10 protein-coding genes are annotated in these 15,125 nt (G+C 68.8%); 7 read left to right on the top strand and 3 right to left on the bottom strand.

What is annotated here, in order from left to right; translation table 11 throughout:
- Positions 1 to 29: 29 nt before the first annotated feature.
- Complete coding sequence (locus tag ACFQ4H_RS00145; RefSeq protein WP_377565403.1) at positions 30 to 1,802, top strand: ABC transporter ATP-binding protein; 1,773 nt, start codon at positions 30 to 32, stop codon at positions 1,800 to 1,802.
- Positions 1,799 to 3,553 (top strand): ABC transporter ATP-binding protein, encoded by a 1,755-nt coding sequence (locus ACFQ4H_RS00140; RefSeq protein ID WP_377565401.1) that lies wholly within the window; start codon positions 1,799 to 1,801, stop codon positions 3,551 to 3,553. Before ACFQ4H_RS00145 ends, ACFQ4H_RS00140 begins: the two co-directional genes overlap by 4 nt.
- Positions 3,554 to 3,565: 12 nt before the next feature.
- On the opposite strand, the gene ACFQ4H_RS00135 is transcribed toward ACFQ4H_RS00140, so the two are convergent.
- From ACFQ4H_RS00135 to pdxR, 3 genes are all read right to left on the bottom strand, one after another.
- Positions 3,566 to 5,155 carry a hypothetical protein gene (locus ACFQ4H_RS00135; RefSeq protein ID WP_377565399.1) on the bottom strand — a complete coding sequence of 530 codons (1,590 nt, stop codon included), beginning with the start codon at positions 5,153 to 5,155 and terminating at the stop codon, positions 3,566 to 3,568.
- A 130-nt stretch (positions 5,156 to 5,285) separates the two neighbouring features.
- The gene (locus tag ACFQ4H_RS00130) at positions 5,286 to 7,913 is read right to left on the bottom strand and encodes a M14 family zinc carboxypeptidase (protein ID WP_377565396.1); all 2,628 of its coding nucleotides are present in this window, start codon (positions 7,911 to 7,913) and stop codon (positions 5,286 to 5,288) included.
- 154 nt (positions 7,914 to 8,067) lie between these two features.
- Entirely contained in the window at positions 8,068 to 9,468 is a 1,401-nt protein-coding gene (gene pdxR, locus ACFQ4H_RS00125; protein WP_377565393.1) for a MocR-like pyridoxine biosynthesis transcription factor PdxR, read from the bottom strand.
- Positions 9,469 to 9,604: 136 nt separating this feature from the next.
- On the opposite strand from pdxR, the gene ACFQ4H_RS00120 reads away from it, so the two are divergent.
- The 5 genes from ACFQ4H_RS00120 to ACFQ4H_RS00100 are packed head-to-tail and all read left to right on the top strand — an operon-like array spanning position 9,605 to position 15,120.
- Positions 9,605 to 10,693 carry a glycosyltransferase family 2 protein gene (locus ACFQ4H_RS00120; protein WP_377565391.1) on the top strand — a complete coding sequence of 363 codons (1,089 nt, stop codon included), beginning with the start codon at positions 9,605 to 9,607 and terminating at the stop codon, positions 10,691 to 10,693.
- Positions 10,690 to 11,703, top strand: a complete 1,014-nt coding sequence (locus ACFQ4H_RS00115; protein ID WP_377565388.1) for a lysylphosphatidylglycerol synthase domain-containing protein — start codon at positions 10,690 to 10,692, stop codon at positions 11,701 to 11,703. The genes ACFQ4H_RS00120 and ACFQ4H_RS00115 overlap by 4 nt, the downstream gene beginning before the upstream one ends.
- Positions 11,704 to 11,762: 59 nt before the next feature.
- Positions 11,763 to 13,076 (top strand): aspartate aminotransferase family protein, encoded by a 1,314-nt coding sequence (locus tag ACFQ4H_RS00110; protein WP_377566215.1) that lies wholly within the window; start codon positions 11,763 to 11,765, stop codon positions 13,074 to 13,076.
- Positions 13,070 to 14,113: an NAD-dependent epimerase/dehydratase family protein gene (locus tag ACFQ4H_RS00105; protein WP_377565385.1), complete on the top strand. Its 1,044-nt coding sequence runs from the start codon at positions 13,070 to 13,072 to the stop codon at positions 14,111 to 14,113. The genes ACFQ4H_RS00110 and ACFQ4H_RS00105 overlap by 7 nt, the downstream gene beginning before the upstream one ends.
- Positions 14,114 to 14,127: 14 nt before the next feature.
- Positions 14,128 to 15,120 carry a UbiA prenyltransferase family protein gene (locus ACFQ4H_RS00100; protein ID WP_377565382.1) on the top strand — a complete coding sequence of 331 codons (993 nt, stop codon included), beginning with the start codon at positions 14,128 to 14,130 and terminating at the stop codon, positions 15,118 to 15,120.
- The last annotated feature ends 5 nt before the right edge of the window (positions 15,121 to 15,125 follow it).

The following is a 15,125-nucleotide window of genomic DNA, read 5'->3' as shown; positions in this document are numbered from 1 at the left end:
CTTCCCTAATTTTGCGGAGCGGAGTGGGGATGGTGCAAGCCACCGAGCAGCACGTCGACGCTGCTCAAGTCGACGGCAGTCCCGGCAGGCCGCCGCTGACGACACGGGACGGGGACGTCGGGCACCGGTCCTCGACCCGCCAACTGATTCGCGGCATGTTCCGCCGTCAGCGCAGAGGCACGGCGTTGTGCGCCTCCTTCTGGTCGCTGCACCAGGTGTGTGAGGCACTCGTCCCGGTGGCGATCGGACTGGTGATCGACCACGCCGTCAGCACCGGCTCAGGATGGGCGATGACCTGGTCGGTACTGGGCATCTTCGGACTGTTCACCGCTCTGACGATGGGATGGCGGACGGGGCTCTGGTTCCTTTCCAAGGCGGTACTCGAGGAGTCGCACCTGTTACGGATGCAGGTGGTCCGGCGAGTCATCACCGGGCGTGGAATCAGAACCGACCGCCAGACCGGTGAACTGCTCTCCATCGCGACGTCGGACACCCATGCCGCCGCTGAACTGCTTGAACTGGGCAGCCGGATCGTCGCCGCGCTCGTTGGACTCGTGGTGTCGACCGTCGCGTTGCTTCGTATCGACTGGTTACTCGGCATCGGACTGGTGGTCGGCATTCCGCTGCTCGTCCTCGGGCTCAATGCGCTCGGCCCACTGGTCGAACGTCGCACCTCGGTGCAGCAACAGACCATCGGTCAGGCCACTGCGACCGCGTCGGACCTCCTCACCGGACTTCGACCACTGCGTGGGTTCGGTGGCGTCGACGAAGCCGCCCGTCGCTACCGCACCGCCAGCCGCCTCTCCCTGCATGCCAACATCGGCGCGGTCAAGGCCGGGGCGGCGTTCACCAGCGCGTCGACGTTCACCACCAGTCTGCTGATCGCGGCCGTGGCCGCCCTGTCCGGGTGGTTCGCGCTCCAGGAACGGATCACCATCGGGGAACTCATCATGGTCGTCGGACTGGCCACTTTCATCACCGATCCCGTCCTCAACCTCGCTGGCTGTGTCTTTCAACTGGCCACCTCCCGGGCCAGTGCCGGTCGGGTCGCCGAGGTCCTCACCGCACCCGAACCCACCACCTCCGGCACCCGGACCGCTGTCGCTGGCGCCGTACGCCTCGACCGGGTCCACACGCCGGGCCTCGACGGAGTCAGCCTCACCGTCGAGCCCGGAGAACTGCTCGGAATCGTCACCACGGAGATCACTGCCGCCGACGCCGTCACCGAACTGCTGGCCGGAACACGTGTGCCCGAGCGTGGGCAGGTGACACTGGGCGGCACACCCGTGTCCGACCTCGACGTGGCTTCGTTGCGACAGGTCGTACTCGTCGAGCCGCACGCGGTCGACCTCTTCGGCGCCACCCTGCGTGAGGCGCTACGGACCGACGACGGTCCGGACGAGACGGCCATGGGCGAGGCGATGACGGCGGCGTCCATAGCCGAACTGCGGGCAGACGACGACGGCGGTCTCGACCGTGAACTGCTCGACCACGGCCTGAACCTCTCCGGTGGCCAACGGCAGCGGGTCGCCCTCGCACGGGCGCTGCTGGCCGACCGGCCCGTGACCGTCTTCCGTGACCCCACGACGGCGGTCGACGCGGTCACCGAGCACCTTATCGCCGAGGGGCTACGCACCTACCGGGCCGGCGACAACCGCGCGACGGTCCTGATCGCCACCAGCGCACCACTGCTGGACCGCTGCGACCGAGTCGTCTTCCTGCACGACGGCCGGACAGCAGGCATCGGACACCACCGGGAACTGCTCGAGATCCCCGCGTACGCCGAGGTGGTGTTGCGGTGAACGGCACGACGGTCGCGGCCCTCCCGGTGGCGGACGGACGCACCACCGCCGCTGTCTTCCAGCGAAAGCTGCGGCGCTACCCGGCGCTCGCCCTGATGTCGATCCTGACGTCGACCGGAGCGAGCGCGGCCGGAGCTGCCGTACCGATTCTGCTCGGCCGGATGGTCGACCTGGTTGCGGCCGGCGGCACCACCGGATCGCTGCTTGCCATGTCGGCCTGGATCCTCGCTGCCGGCCTCACCTCCGCGCTTCTGATCGGAACGTCGAGATGGCTCGTGGCCGAGTGGGGTGCCCGCGCCTGTGCCGACCTGCGTGAGGAGGTGCTCGACCACGCACTCCGGATGGACGCCGCACGGCTCGAGACCGCCGGTGCGGGAGACGTGGCCTCCCGGGTCACCGACGACGTGGAGCAGATCATCGATTCGACCCGGCTGGCTGCCGAGGTCTTCACCGCCCTGGTTACCGTCGTCATCACCTTCGCCGGGTTCGCGACCCTGGACTGGCGTATCGCACTCGCGTTCCTGGTCGTCTTCCCGGTCTACGCCGTCAGCCTGCGCCGGTTCCTGCCGCAGGCCCACCACCGCTACGCCGCCGAACGACGGGCCGTCGCGATCCGTACGCAGAGCCTGCTCACGACCTTCGCCGGCACCCGGACGATCCACGCCTACGGCATGGAGAACCAGCAGAGCATGCGGGTCGACCAGGCTTCCCGTGGCGCGGTCGACGCACGGCTGCGAGCGGTCCGGGGATTCCTCTGGTTCGCGAACATGATGAACTACGCCGAGGCGATCGGGCTCGTCGCAGTGCTCCTCACGGGATTCCTGCTGGTCCGTGCCGACGTCGGCACCGTCGGCGACGTCACGGCCGCCGCCCTGCTCTTCCACCGCCTGTTCGGCCCACTCGGCCTGTTGCTGGTCACCTTCAACGACGTCCAGTCCGCCGGTGCGGCCCTCGCCCGGCTCGTCGGGATAGCCACCCTTGACGTACCCCCGGCGGGTGGGGCCGAACGAACCACGACCCGCCCCTCGGTCGGCATCGTCGCAGCCTCCGTGGGACACCGCTATCTCGACGGTCTGGCCGTGCTGCACGACGTGTCGGTCGAGGTCGCGCCCGGTGAGTCACTGGCGATCGTGGGTGAGAGCGGGGCGGGCAAGACCACCCTCGCGGCCATCGTCGGCGGTGTCTTCCCCGCCACGAGTGGCGAGGTGCGGTTGGGCGGCCGGCCGATTCACGAGCTGGCTCCGAACGAGCTACGGCGGCTGGTCGGGGTCGTCACCCAGGAGGTGCACGTCTTCGCCGGCACACTGGCCGACGATCTCCGGTTGGCCGCCCCGGCCGCGTCCGACGAGGACCTGCGGGCCGCGTTGGAACTCGTCGGTGCCGATACCTGGGTCGACGCACTCCCCAACGGGCTGGACACCAGGGTCGGTGACGGTGAACACGCGCTCACCGCAGGACAGGCGCAGCAGTTGGCGCTGGCGCGGATCGCGCTGGTCGATCCGCCTGTCGTCATCCTCGACGAGGCAACCGCCGAGGCGGGCAGTGCGGGCGCGCGGCAACTCGAGCGCGCCAGCACCGCCCTCCTCCGTGGACGTACGGCCGTCGTGGTCGCACACCGACTCACCCAGGCCCAGGCCTGTGACCGGATAGCCGTCATGGCACACGGCCGAATCGTCGAGCTCGGAACCCCCGAGGAACTCGTCGCCCGGGGCGGCACCTATGCCCGCCTGTGGTCGGCATGGCATCGCTGACCGTTCGGGACGTCAGCCTGACGGATCTCGGCTGGGGTCACCCTGGAGTTCCGCCGAGGCTGACGTCGGTGAGCCGGGAAGGGCTGACCGTGGCGGATCGACCGCTCGGTCCGCCGACGCTTCGACCGGTTGACCGAGCCGGTTGGCGACGGCGAGACCGACCAGCACGGCGACCAGCCCGAGTAGCACCGCCACCGGATAGTTGACCAGCCCCCGGGCCCAGGCGACGAACGGTGCCCACCAGGCCGCAGCGACGGCCAGACCGGTCAGGAGGATGAGCGGGAGTCGACGGACTCCGACGACCCGCCACGGTGTGGACGCCAGCAGGCCGATGGTGCCGGCGAGGGAGAAGTACATCCCCAGGAGGGTCATGATCGTCGCCACTACCGCCAGCATGAGCGTGCTCTCTATCCGGGTTCCGAGCCCGCCGACCAACGCGAGCAGGCTTCCGACACCGAAGAAGATGCTGTGGGTGATGCGTCCGGCACCGTGGCGGGCCAGTCGTCGCCCCGCCACGGCCACCATCAGCAGCGCCACCAGGATCGTGACGACGGTCTCGGTGATGAGCACGGACGGCTTCGCGTCCAGGGACGGAGGTGGGTTCCGCCCGTCGCCGTCCGTGTCGAAGCCGAGCCGGGTCCACGTACCGGAAACGTCGCGCAGGGCGATGCCGTCCCGCCGGTTCGCCACCACCACGACATGACCGCCAGGCACCGGGTGCACGGCCAGCGCATACGACGACAGGTACGTCTCGACGTCGCCGATCTGCTCGTACGACCGTGCCAGGTAGTCTCGGCGGCTGTCTGGGATCTCCCAGGTCACCGCCCAGGTCGCGCCGGCGTCGTCGCTCACCTCGACGCGTAGGTGTCCTTCGACGATCCGGTAGCAGCGGGCCGGCTGGTCCGGCAGGCAGGACCGCTGTGCCGTCGTCGCAAGGGTGGCCCGGTCCTTCTCGAACTCTGCCCGCTCCGCCGGGGTCATCGACCGCCAGACGCGACCCTCCTCGCTCACCTGCCACCTGTTCGTGTCGTTGCCCTGGTGGTCCGTGTTTTGGCTCAGGTACGCGTTGGCCTCGCCGACCACGATCAGATTGCGCCACGACGCCACCGCCACCGTGTCCCGGTAGTACGGAGCACTGGTGGCCGCTACCGCGAGGGTGGCGGTGGGCAGGACGACGAGCACACCGAAGCGGCGCAACATGCGTTCGGAGATCGGGAGTCGGCTTGCCCGTGTCCACGTCCAGGCCACGAGCCCGAGTGCGGGTAGCGCCACGAGGTCGGTACGGTCGGCCAGGATCACCGACGGCCCGCTGATCGCACTCCAACCGGCTGAGGCGACCGCCGCACCGATCATCGTCGACTTCGTGACGGTGAAGCCCAGGCCGGTGAGCACCAACGCGCCGCCGGCCACCCGTGCGCCGGTCAGCTGCGGGGCGATCGCCGATACGACCACCCCGAGCAGTGGCGGCGCGACGAGCAACCCGGCGAAGTCGCTGAGTTTTCCGGTGACCAGGCCGGGATACGCCGGTTTGAGCAGGTGATCGTTGACTGCCAGTAGGACGATTCCGAGCAGGGTCAGGGGGTGGGCGAGCCAGGCGATCATCAGTTGTACCGAACGACTTGCATGCCGGTTGTCCATGGTGGGCAGCGTCGCACCGCCCGGTGACGTTCCGGAAACGCCGACATTCCGCTTCGGGTGGCAGTGGCCGGGGCCACCGCCACCCGAGCTGCGGTCAGTTGAACCGTGGTACGTCCGTCGGCTGGGAGGGTCCGTGGTAGATCGAGTTGTAGAGGAGCGGGGACGCCGAGCGCGGCCAGCTCCGGAAGGTGATCTCGCTACCGGCGATGGTCACGTGCCCCCGGCCGACGTCGAACGACACGACGTTCGCCAGGCCGGCGAGGGTCTGCTGTCCGTGGGCGTACCCGCTGGCCAACAGCTCACCCTGCCTCGGGTAACCTGCCGCGACCCGCGCCCCGGCTCCGGAGGTGACCTGGTAGGCGGAGTTGTTGTAGTACCAGACCGGCCACTGTTCCGGCATGCCCCAGGCGGCCGGGACAGCGGGGTCGAACGTGTTGTGCACCAGCGCCCCGGGCACGTTGAAGTCGTCCCGGTTGCTCGGTACGACGTTACGGACCGGCAGGTCCAGCAGCTCCCGTGCGGTGTCCGCGCCGTCACCGATGGCGACCAGGTTGCCGCCACCCTGGACGAACGCCCGTAGTTGCGCCCAACCGGCCTCACCGACGCCACGTGCCCAGGCGAAGTCCGCGGGATGCCTGGCCGGGTCGATCCCGGTGACGATCCGCTGCCGGGTGACGCCGTCGGCGATGACGATCGTGTCGTAGCGGGACGTCAACCCGCCGCCGGTGTAGTCGTCCGCGCCCACCACCTGGTAGTTCACGCCGTACTGGTCGAACATCCACATCAGCCAGCCACCGGGCATGTTGTTCGCGCCCCGGATCAGGCCGACCCGGGTGTTCGGTTTGAGCTGGAAGCCCTTCACCCGGGGCGTGGTGTCGGTGGCGAAGACCGGGACACCGGTCTCGGCGGAGACTCGGGCCAGCACCGTCCGGGCCTGGGTACTCGGTGGGACGATCACGGTACCGGCCGCGAAGGTACGGCCGGACGCGGTGAACGTGCCCTCGGACCGGAAGACCGGGACGTCGGCGGCCTGGAGGGCGGCCAGCACCTTGCCGACGGCGTACGAGTTGGGCGAGACGAGGTACGCGCCGCTGGCCCTCGGAGTCGCCGGCATGGTGACCCTGGCCGGGTCGATCCGGCTGACCCGTTCCAGTTTGGCGGTGAAGGTGTCCGGCACCGCGTCCACGTCGACGCCGAGCAGCAGCCCGAGATTGTCCGTGGTCTCGCTGTACGGCATGATCAGCGGGCACCGGGCGCACTTGCGGGCGTTAATCGGGTAGTCCTCGATCTTCAGTAGCTGGTCGGCCCAGCGGCCCAGCGGCTGCTGCGTCCAGATGACGTACGAGCCGGCGTCGTAACGCTGGTCGTTGGCCGTGAACGCCTTGGTCGCACGGTGGATCTCGACCTCGCCGAACTCGAGGATGTCGAGCAGTTCGAAGGTCGCGTACGGGTCCCGTTGCGCGGCGGGGATCACGTAGGCGCGCGGACCGCCGGTCCAGCTGAGGCTGTTGCGGGCGACCTGGTAGAGGTTGTTGAACAACCACGTCCGGGCGTTGTCGGCGACCGTCTTCAGACCCGTGTAGTAGCTGGTCTTGGCATAGTCGACCATCTGTTCCAGGGTCCAGGTGTCGCTGTCGTACGGTGCGACGTTGCGCATCGTCCGGTCCTGTGGACCGAGTGGCCTACCGTCGGCGCTCCTGAAGGGGTACGCCAGGTCCCGGGCGCTGGCGATCTCGTGGAGGAACAGCGACGTGCCCCGGTAGGAGGAGTACCCGGCGACATCGGCGTTGAAGAAGATGCCGTACGCGTCGTCGTGCTGGACACCCTTCTTGCCCTCGGCGATCAGGGCCCGGCCGACCTGCGCACCGAGCGAGTTCGCGGACTCGATGGTGATCGGGTCGATGTCCCGGCTGAGCGGCTCGTCGTAGGTCGGTAGCCAGATCCGGGGACTGCCGGTGCCCGCCTGGTGTCCGGCGTGGAACACGACGGGCCGGTACTTCTTCTCCAGGTTGGTACGGATCCTGGTTTCGGGCTGGCTGAACATGAACCAGTCCCGGTTGTTGTCGTGGCCGACGTACTTCTGGTAGAGGTCGGGGTAGACCCGGTTGAGGTCCGTGCCGGCGGTCCGGTTGAAGTAGTCGACGACCCGGTGTTGTCCGTCGGGGTTCCCGGACGGGATCACCATGATGACGACGTTGTCCAGCACGTTGCGGGTGTAGTCGGAGTCCTCGGTGGCGAACCGGTGGACGATGTCGACCACGGCCTGCGTGTTCGAGACCTCGGTCGAGTGCAGCGTGGCTTCCAGCATGTAGACCGGCACACTCTGTGCGGCCAGCGCCCGGGCCTGCTCGGGGGAGAGGCCACGGGGATCGGAGAGCCGGCGGTTCATCTCGACGATGCGGTCGAGCTTGCGGAGGTTTCCGGGCGAACTGACGAACAGGACCGGATACTCGTTGCCGTCCGTCGTGGTGCCCGCGACCTGGTAGGTGACCCGGTCCGAGTTACGGTCGATGAGACGCAGATAGTCCTTGATCTTCGGGAAGCCGGCGAGTTTGCCGGTCGTGCCCATCCTGAAGCCGAAGTAGCGTTCCGGGGTCGGGATGTTCCTGGCCTGGGTCTGCGCCACCGGGGTCCAGTCCCGGGTGGCCCCGGTCGGCGTCGGCGCTGGCGACTCCGCCGTGGTTCTGAGTGGCACCAGTAGCAGACCCGCGGTGGCGAGCACGGCAAGCGCTCGTCTCCCTGTCGTCGTGACTCGCATCAGTTCTCCGATCGTGGTCGAATCCCCCGTTTGTTCCGCCAGGCCAATCGATCAACTGTCAGGTAGGGGACAACCTCGTTCATCGATCGATTGCTGTCAAGGGGCCTGGTTCGGACGATCAGCGGTGGTTCCGGGCGTCGCCGTCGATCGTGGTCGCCAGTTGGGCCACCGCCTCGTCGATCACGCTGTCGGTGAGGTTGCCGTAGCCGAGCACCAGGCCGGGTCGGTGCGGGGCCGGTTCACTACGGAAGGTGTCCAGGTCGGAGAGTCGTACGCCGGCACGGCCCAGCCGGGCCAGCAGCGCCGGCACCCGACCGGCGTGGGCCGTACCCAGTTCCAGGACCAGGTGCAGTCCGGCGGCGATGCCGGTGACCGGGAACTCGGGTAGGCGTTGACGCAACGCCGCGACCAACGCGTCACGCCGTGTCCTGAGCCGCCGCCGGCTGTCGCGTAGATGCCGGTCGAAACCACCGCTCGTGACGAAGTGGGCAAAGGCCGCCTGGGTGAGCGGGGACGGACCGCTGGCCGCCGGGTTGGCCACGCGTACCAGGGCACGCCACCGGGGCGGCAGCGCCATCCAGCCCAGCCCGACGGCGGGCGCCAGGGTCTTGCTGACGGAGCCGAAGAGGAACACCCTGGCGGGGTCCATACCCTGCACCGTCGGGACCGGGAGGCGGTCGTAACGGAACTCCGCGTCGTAGTCGTCCTCGAGGAGTACGCCGTCGACGTGGTGCAGCCATTCGAGCAACTGCCGGCGTCGTTCGGGTGCCAATGAAACGCCGGTGGGGAACTGGTGTGCGGGGGTGACCAACACTGCGCGTAGTTCTTTTCTGCCGATAATTTTTTCCACCTGCAAACCACCGTCGTCGACGGGAATCGGCACGACACGTAGTCCGACCTCACGGGCCGCCCACCATGGTCGCTGCCAACTCGGGTTTTCGACGGCGACGGAGGTGAAACCGGCATGCCGGAGCGTGCGGAATGCCTGCGCGAGCCCGTTGGTGGTGCCCGAGGTGACTATCACGTCCTTGGGCGTGACGAGTGCCCCGCGACAGCGGATGAGGTATTCGGCCAGCCTGCGGCGCAGTAGCGGCAGGCCATTGTCGTCGGCGTACCACAGATCGTCGTAGACCATTGTGGTCGTGGCTGCGCGCACCGCCTCGGCCCACCGCTGCCGAGGAAACGCCCGCAGGTCGGCGACCCCGGGAAGCATGTCGTAGCGGTAGCTGGTCGGCCGTGGTACGGGCGTCCCCGGTTCGGCCGTTCCCGCCGGGTCGATGGTACCGACATCGCCCTGTACCCGGGTGCCGGAACCGGTCCGGGCCTGCAGGAATCCTTCCGAGACGAGGCGTCCGTATGCCTCGGTGACCACCCAACGTGAGCAGCCGAGGTCGTTGGCCAGCGTTCGGCTCGGCGGAAGTGTGATGCCGGACGGTAATTGTCCGGTTCGGATCGCGGACCGCAGCGCGCTGGCCAGCCGTTCGTGCAGCGGACCGGTCCGCCCGGTGAGGTCGAGCATCGGTAGCCAGGCCGATTTGGCCCGGGATTCAGTAGTGCCATTGGTCTGGGTGGATGATTCACCGCTCCCGTACAAATAGTGAGGTGTGTTGATCCGTGATTGTTTGTGCTCGAAACCATGGGTGGGGTGAGCAGGCATGAGCAGGACTCTAGCGAGTCCGATGTGGACGCAAGTCCCAATGATCTCCGTGATTGTCCCTTGTTATAACGCTGCACGGACACTTTCCGCGTGTCTGCGCTCAGTACGCCAACAGTGCATTCCCATCAAAGAGGTGCTGGTCGTGGATGACGCCAGTGTCGACGGATCGGCGGAATTGGCCGAGCGCCTCGACTGCACCGTGATCCGACTACCGGTCAACGGCGGTGTTTCGGCCGCACGTAACGCCGGGGCCGCCGCGGCAACCGGAGAAATCCTCTTCTTCGCCGATGCTGATGGCGCGCTCGCGCCCGACGCGGTCGCCAATGCGGTCAGGCTGTTGCTGGCCGATCCCGAATACGCCTGCGTGCAGGGCATGTACGGACCTGACCCGCTGGTCGACGACGGGCCGGTGGAACGCTACAAGACACTGCACGGATACCTGTGGCGTCGCCGCAGCGTCGGCCGGGTCAGGACCGCGATCTTCGCCCTGGCCGCCATCCGACGCGACGCCTTCCAGGCGGTCGGCGGCTTCGACGAGCGGCTGCGCGACAGCGAGGACGTGGAGTTCAGCACCCGGTTCGGACGACGCTTCGGCATCCTGCTCACCGAAACCGTCACCGGATGGCACGACGACGTCGACCGGCTCGTGCCCATGCTGCGTGAGCAGCTACGTCGCTCACGGCTGCTGCCCTCGATGATGCTGATCGAGCGCCGGACCCGGGCCGGGGGTGGCATACCGGCGGCACCGACCGAGCGGACGGAGGAGTCGGCCAGACCGCTGGTGGCGAACCGGGCACCGACCGTCCTCTGCGGTGCGATGACGGTCGCGTCCGGCCTGCTGGCGGTTCCGACCGCGCTCTGGAGCCCGTGGACGCTGGCCGTACCGATGGTGTGCCTCCTGGCGTTCGTCGTCAGCGACCTGCCGATGGTGCGGGGGGTGGTGGCCCATCGCGGGGTCCGCTTCCTGGGTGTCTTCCTCGGCCTGCACCTCCTGGTACAGGCGACCATCGTCGCGGGGGCGCTGCTCGGGGCGGTCCGCGAAGTCGCCGGTCCCACCATGGCCGCAGCCGAACCGGTGAAACCGTGAGTACCGTCGAGGGCCCTGTCGATCGGCCGGGCTACCGCAGACGGGTCGGCCGGGCGTTGGTGGCCGTCGCCTACCTGGTGGCCATCACCATCGGTGTGGTGCTGGCCGCCCGGGGACCGGGCTGGGAACAGGTGGGGCTGCTGCTGACCGGGCCCGGCGCGAGCTGGCTGGTACTGGCGGCCGTGGCCAATGTCGTCGGTCTGCTGATCGGCCTGGTCTCCTGGCGGGCCCTGCTGGCCGATCTCGGCCGGTCGGTGCCGCTGTCCGGTGCCGCCCGCATCTACTACCTCGGCTTCCTGGCGAAGTTCGTGCCCGGCCGGGTGTGGACCCTGCTGCTGCAGATCCGGCTCGGGCGGGCCGTCGGGATCGGACCGGGTGTGATGTCCGCGGCGTTCGGGCTGAGCCTGGCCGTCACGGTGTTCTGCGGCCTGGCGGTGGGAGCGGTGGTGGGGCCGACTGTCGTCGACGGGTACGTGGCCTGGCTGGTCCTCCCCGGTGTGCTGGTCCTGGCCGGTCTGATCTGGCCACGGGCGTTGGGACGACTGATCGCCATGGCGGCGCGTCGCGCGGGCCGGCCGCTCACCGTGCCACCGGAGGCCGGCCGGGGAATGCGGATCGCCATCACCACGCAACTGCTCGGCTGGCTGGTCTCCGGACTGCACCTGTGGGCGCTGGCGGTGGCCCTGGGTGCCGAACCACTTTCCGCGCTGCCCGCCGCGATCGGTGGCTTCGCGTTGGCGGTCACGATCGGCAGCCTGGCGGTCTTCGTACCCGACGGGGTCGGGGTGCGTGAGGTGCTGCTGGTCCTCGCGCTCGCACCGGTCCTTCCGGTGCACGCCATCGGGGTGGTCCTGGTCGCCAGTCGAATCATCTGCCTGATCACCGAGGTTGGCACCGCCGGCGTGGTGGTGCTGTTGGCCCGCGCGGCGCAGCGCCGGGCGGAATCGCAGAACGGAGAGGAGGAACCAGCATGGTCGAGCTCATCGGAGTGGACGAGTGCGAAGAGCTGAGTGTGAAGCAGGTGCACGACCTCTACCGGCGGTACGTCAACCGGTCGCAGACCGGTCTGATGACGTCGTTCGGCTTCGGACGGGAGCTGGTCGACCGGGCCGAGGGTGCGTACCTGTACACCCGGGACGGCCGACGGATACTCGACTTCACCGGCGGGGTCGGGGTACTCAGCCACGGACACAACCACCCACGGGTCCTCGCCGCCCGGAAACGCTTCGCGGCACGGCAGCGGATGGAGGTGCACAAGACCTACTTCTCGCCGTACCTCGCCGCGCTCAGTCACAACCTCGCCCAACTCCTGCCCGGTGACCTCAGCATGTCGTTCCTGCCGAACTCGGGTGCCGAAGCGGTGGAGGGCGCGGTGAAGCTGGCGTACAAGTACCACGGGGGGCGACGGGGCACGATCCTGCGGGCCGACATCAGCTTCCACGGCAAGCTGCTGGGCAGCGGGGGACTCACCGGCTCGCCGCAGGCCTTCACCTTCCCCACGATCCCGGGCATCGTCACCTTCACCTACGACGACCTCGACTCGGTACGGGCGGCGGTCCAGGCGCACCGGGGAGACGTCTACGCGCTGCTCATCGAGCCGTTCAGCGCCTCGACGATGCGCTGGTGCTCGGAGGAGTTCCTACGCGGCGTCCGGCAGTTGTGCACCGAGAACGACATCGTGCTGATCTTCGACGAGATCTACAGCGGCTGGGGCAAGACCGGCAGCCTCTTCTACTTCATGCGCTATCCGGGACTGATCCCCGACGTGGTGACCACCTCGAAGTCCTTCGGTGGCGGCAAGTCCTCGATCTCGGCGTACGTGGCCCGGGAGCGGATCTTCCGCAAGGCGTACGACAACTCCCGGGATGCGCTGTTGCAGAGCACCAGCACCACCTACTACGGCTTCGGCGAGGAGTGCGCGACCGCGATCGAGGCGGTCAACATCGTGGTGGAGGACGACTACCCGGCGAAGGCCCGGGCCATCGAGGAGGTGCTGAGCAGCGGCCTCCAACGACTGGCCAAGCAGCACCCGGACGCCGTCGACCGGGTCGCCGGAGCCGGTGCGCTGTGGGGGGTGTTCCTGGACGGCGGGCCGAAGCTGCTCGACCTGGTGGGCAGACTGGCCCCCGGTGGAATCGCCAAGGACCCCCGGTTCCGTACGAAGCTGATCACCTGTGCGGTGATCGACGAGCTGTACCGCACCCACGACATCTATGCCTACTACACCCTCAACGGTGACCATCCGCTGGTCGCCGGTCCGGCCCTGGTCACGCCGTTGGACGAGGTGGAGCGGTTCGTGACGGCGCTGGACGCCACCCTGAGCGTCGGCCTGACCCGGCTCACCACCCGGTTCGTCGCCGAGAAGGTGAGTTCGCTGTGGTGACCCGGATCGCGGTGACCGGGGCGGCCGGGATGCTCGGCTCCCACCTGGTCGAGCGGCTGGCCGGCCGGGGACACGACGTCGTCGGAGTGGACCTGCGCCCGGCGGAGCAGCCCGTCCCCGGGGCCCGGCACGAGTTGGCCGACGTGCGCGACACGTCCCGGCTGCGGCAACTATTCGACGGGCTCGACGTGGTGGTGCACACCGCATCGGCCCTGCCCAGCTACCCGGTGGAGCAGATCCGCTCGGTGATCGTCGACGGTACCGGCAGTGTGCTCGCTGCGGCGGGGGCTGCCCGGGTCGGTCGCGTCGTGCACATCTCCTCCACCGCCGTGTACGGGCTGCCGTCGGTCGTACCGACGACGGAACGGTACCCACGCGAGCCGGTCGACCCGTACAGCCGGGCCAAGGCCGAAGCGGAGGTGATCTGCGAACGCCACCGGGCCGAAGGCCTCTGCCTGCCGATCCTGCGGCCCAAGACGTTCCTCGGACCGGGGCGGATGGGGCTGTTCGCGATGCTGTTCGAGTGGGCCGAGCAGGGGCGGCACTTCCCGGTACTCGGCCGGGGGGACGTACGCATCCAGATGCTGGCGATGCCGGACCTGCTCGACGCGGTCGAGTCCGTCCTGCGGGCCGAGCCCGAGGTCGCCAACGACACCTACAACATCGCCGCCGCCGACTTCGGCACCCTCGCACAGGACTTCCAGGCGGTGCTCGATGCCGCCGGGCACGGTAAACGGGTGATCGGTATGCCGGCCGCGCCGGCGCTGGCCGTCCTGCGCGTCCTACAGGCGGTACGGCTCTCGCCGGTGTACGGGCGGTTGCTGCACAAACTCCGGGCCGACTCGTACGTCAGCATCGAGCACGCCGCTGCCCGCCTCGGCTATCAGCCGAAACTGTCCAATCGCGACGCGATCCTGCAGACCTACGCCTGGTGGCGGGGCCAGCGGCAGTCGACGACCGCCCCGCGCACCGGCGGTCGGACCAGCCGCGACCCGTGGCGGCAGGGCGTGCTCGGCCTGGCCCGGCACTTCTTCTAGGGAGGGAGAGTGACATGAGCACCGTTCCCCGGACGGTGGCCCAGCCGACCACCCCGCCGTTGCCGGATCCACTTCCGCTGTCGGCCACCGCCCCCGGGCGGATCCGACTGCGTGCCCTGATGACGCTGGTCCGCCCCGGGCAGTGGCCGAAGAACCTGATCGCCGTACCGCTGCCGTTGCTGGACACGGCCAGCTGGAGCGTCGGGACGCTGGGCCGCATCGGCTGGAGCGTCGTGGCGTTCGTTCTCGCCTCGTCACTGGTCTACGTCTTCAACGACATCGCCGACCGGCACCGCGACCGGGAACACCCGGTCAAGCGGCTCCGGCCGATCGCCTCGGGACGGGTCGGTGTCACCACCGCGCGGCTCTTCGCGGTGACGCTGGCGGTGCTGCTGGCCGGGCTGCTGGCCACGCAACCGTTCACGCTGTGGTGGCCGGTGCCGCTCTACCTGCTGCTCAACGTGGCCTACAGCCGCAGACTCAAGCACGTGCCGCTGGTGGACGTGTTCGTCGTCGCGGCCGGGTTCCAACTGCGGCTGGCCCAGGGGTACCTGGCCACCGGCGAGCCGGTCTCCGGTTGGCTGTTGGCCTGTGCCCTGGCCGGGTGCCTCCTGCTGATCCTCGGCAAACGTCGGCACGAACTGGGCGCGTACGGCGGAACGCACCGGCCGGCGCTGCGTGGCTACTCGATTCCGTTCCTGGAACTGCTGCTGGGGTTCAACTGCCTGTTGGCGGTGACCACGTTCCTGCTCTACCTGCAGCAGGACGCGTTGCTTGGCCCGTACACCAGTGCGGCGATGCTGGTGTCGCTGCCCGCCGTACTGTTCGGGGCCTTTCGCTACCTGCAGTTGGTGATCGTGCATCGGGACGGCGGTGACCCGGTGCGGACCCTGCTGCGCGACCGGCCCCTGGTCGGCACCGCAGCCGTGTGCCTGGCCCTCTTCGGCGTGATCCTCGCCGCAGCCAGGTACCCAGTCCTGGCCGAACTCGTTGCGAAGGTGGTGTGAGCTCC

The organism is Micromonospora sonneratiae, from assembly GCF_042679305.1.
GTDB lineage: Bacteria > Actinomycetota > Actinomycetes > Mycobacteriales > Micromonosporaceae > Micromonospora_H > Micromonospora_H sonneratiae.
This window is presented reverse-complemented; position numbering and strand designations above follow the sequence as displayed.

Bases quoted from the DNA above. Each gene is read 5' to 3' on its own strand.
- pdxR (WP_377565393.1), bottom strand. From the start codon at position 9,468: ATGCTCGACCTCACCGGGCGGACCGGTCCGCTGCACGAACGGCTGGCC.
- ACFQ4H_RS00120 (WP_377565391.1), top strand. From the start codon at position 9,605: ATGAGCAGGACTCTAGCGAGTCCGATGTGGACGCAAGTCCCAATGATC.
- ACFQ4H_RS00100 (WP_377565382.1), top strand. From the start codon at position 14,128: ATGAGCACCGTTCCCCGGACGGTGGCCCAGCCGACCACCCCGCCGTTG.
- ACFQ4H_RS00135 (WP_377565399.1), bottom strand. From the start codon at position 5,155: ATGATCGCCTGGCTCGCCCACCCCCTGACCCTGCTCGGAATCGTCCTA.
- ACFQ4H_RS00145 (WP_377565403.1), top strand. From the start codon at position 30: ATGGTGCAAGCCACCGAGCAGCACGTCGACGCTGCTCAAGTCGACGGC.
- ACFQ4H_RS00110 (WP_377566215.1), top strand. From the start codon at position 11,763: ATGACGTCGTTCGGCTTCGGACGGGAGCTGGTCGACCGGGCCGAGGGT.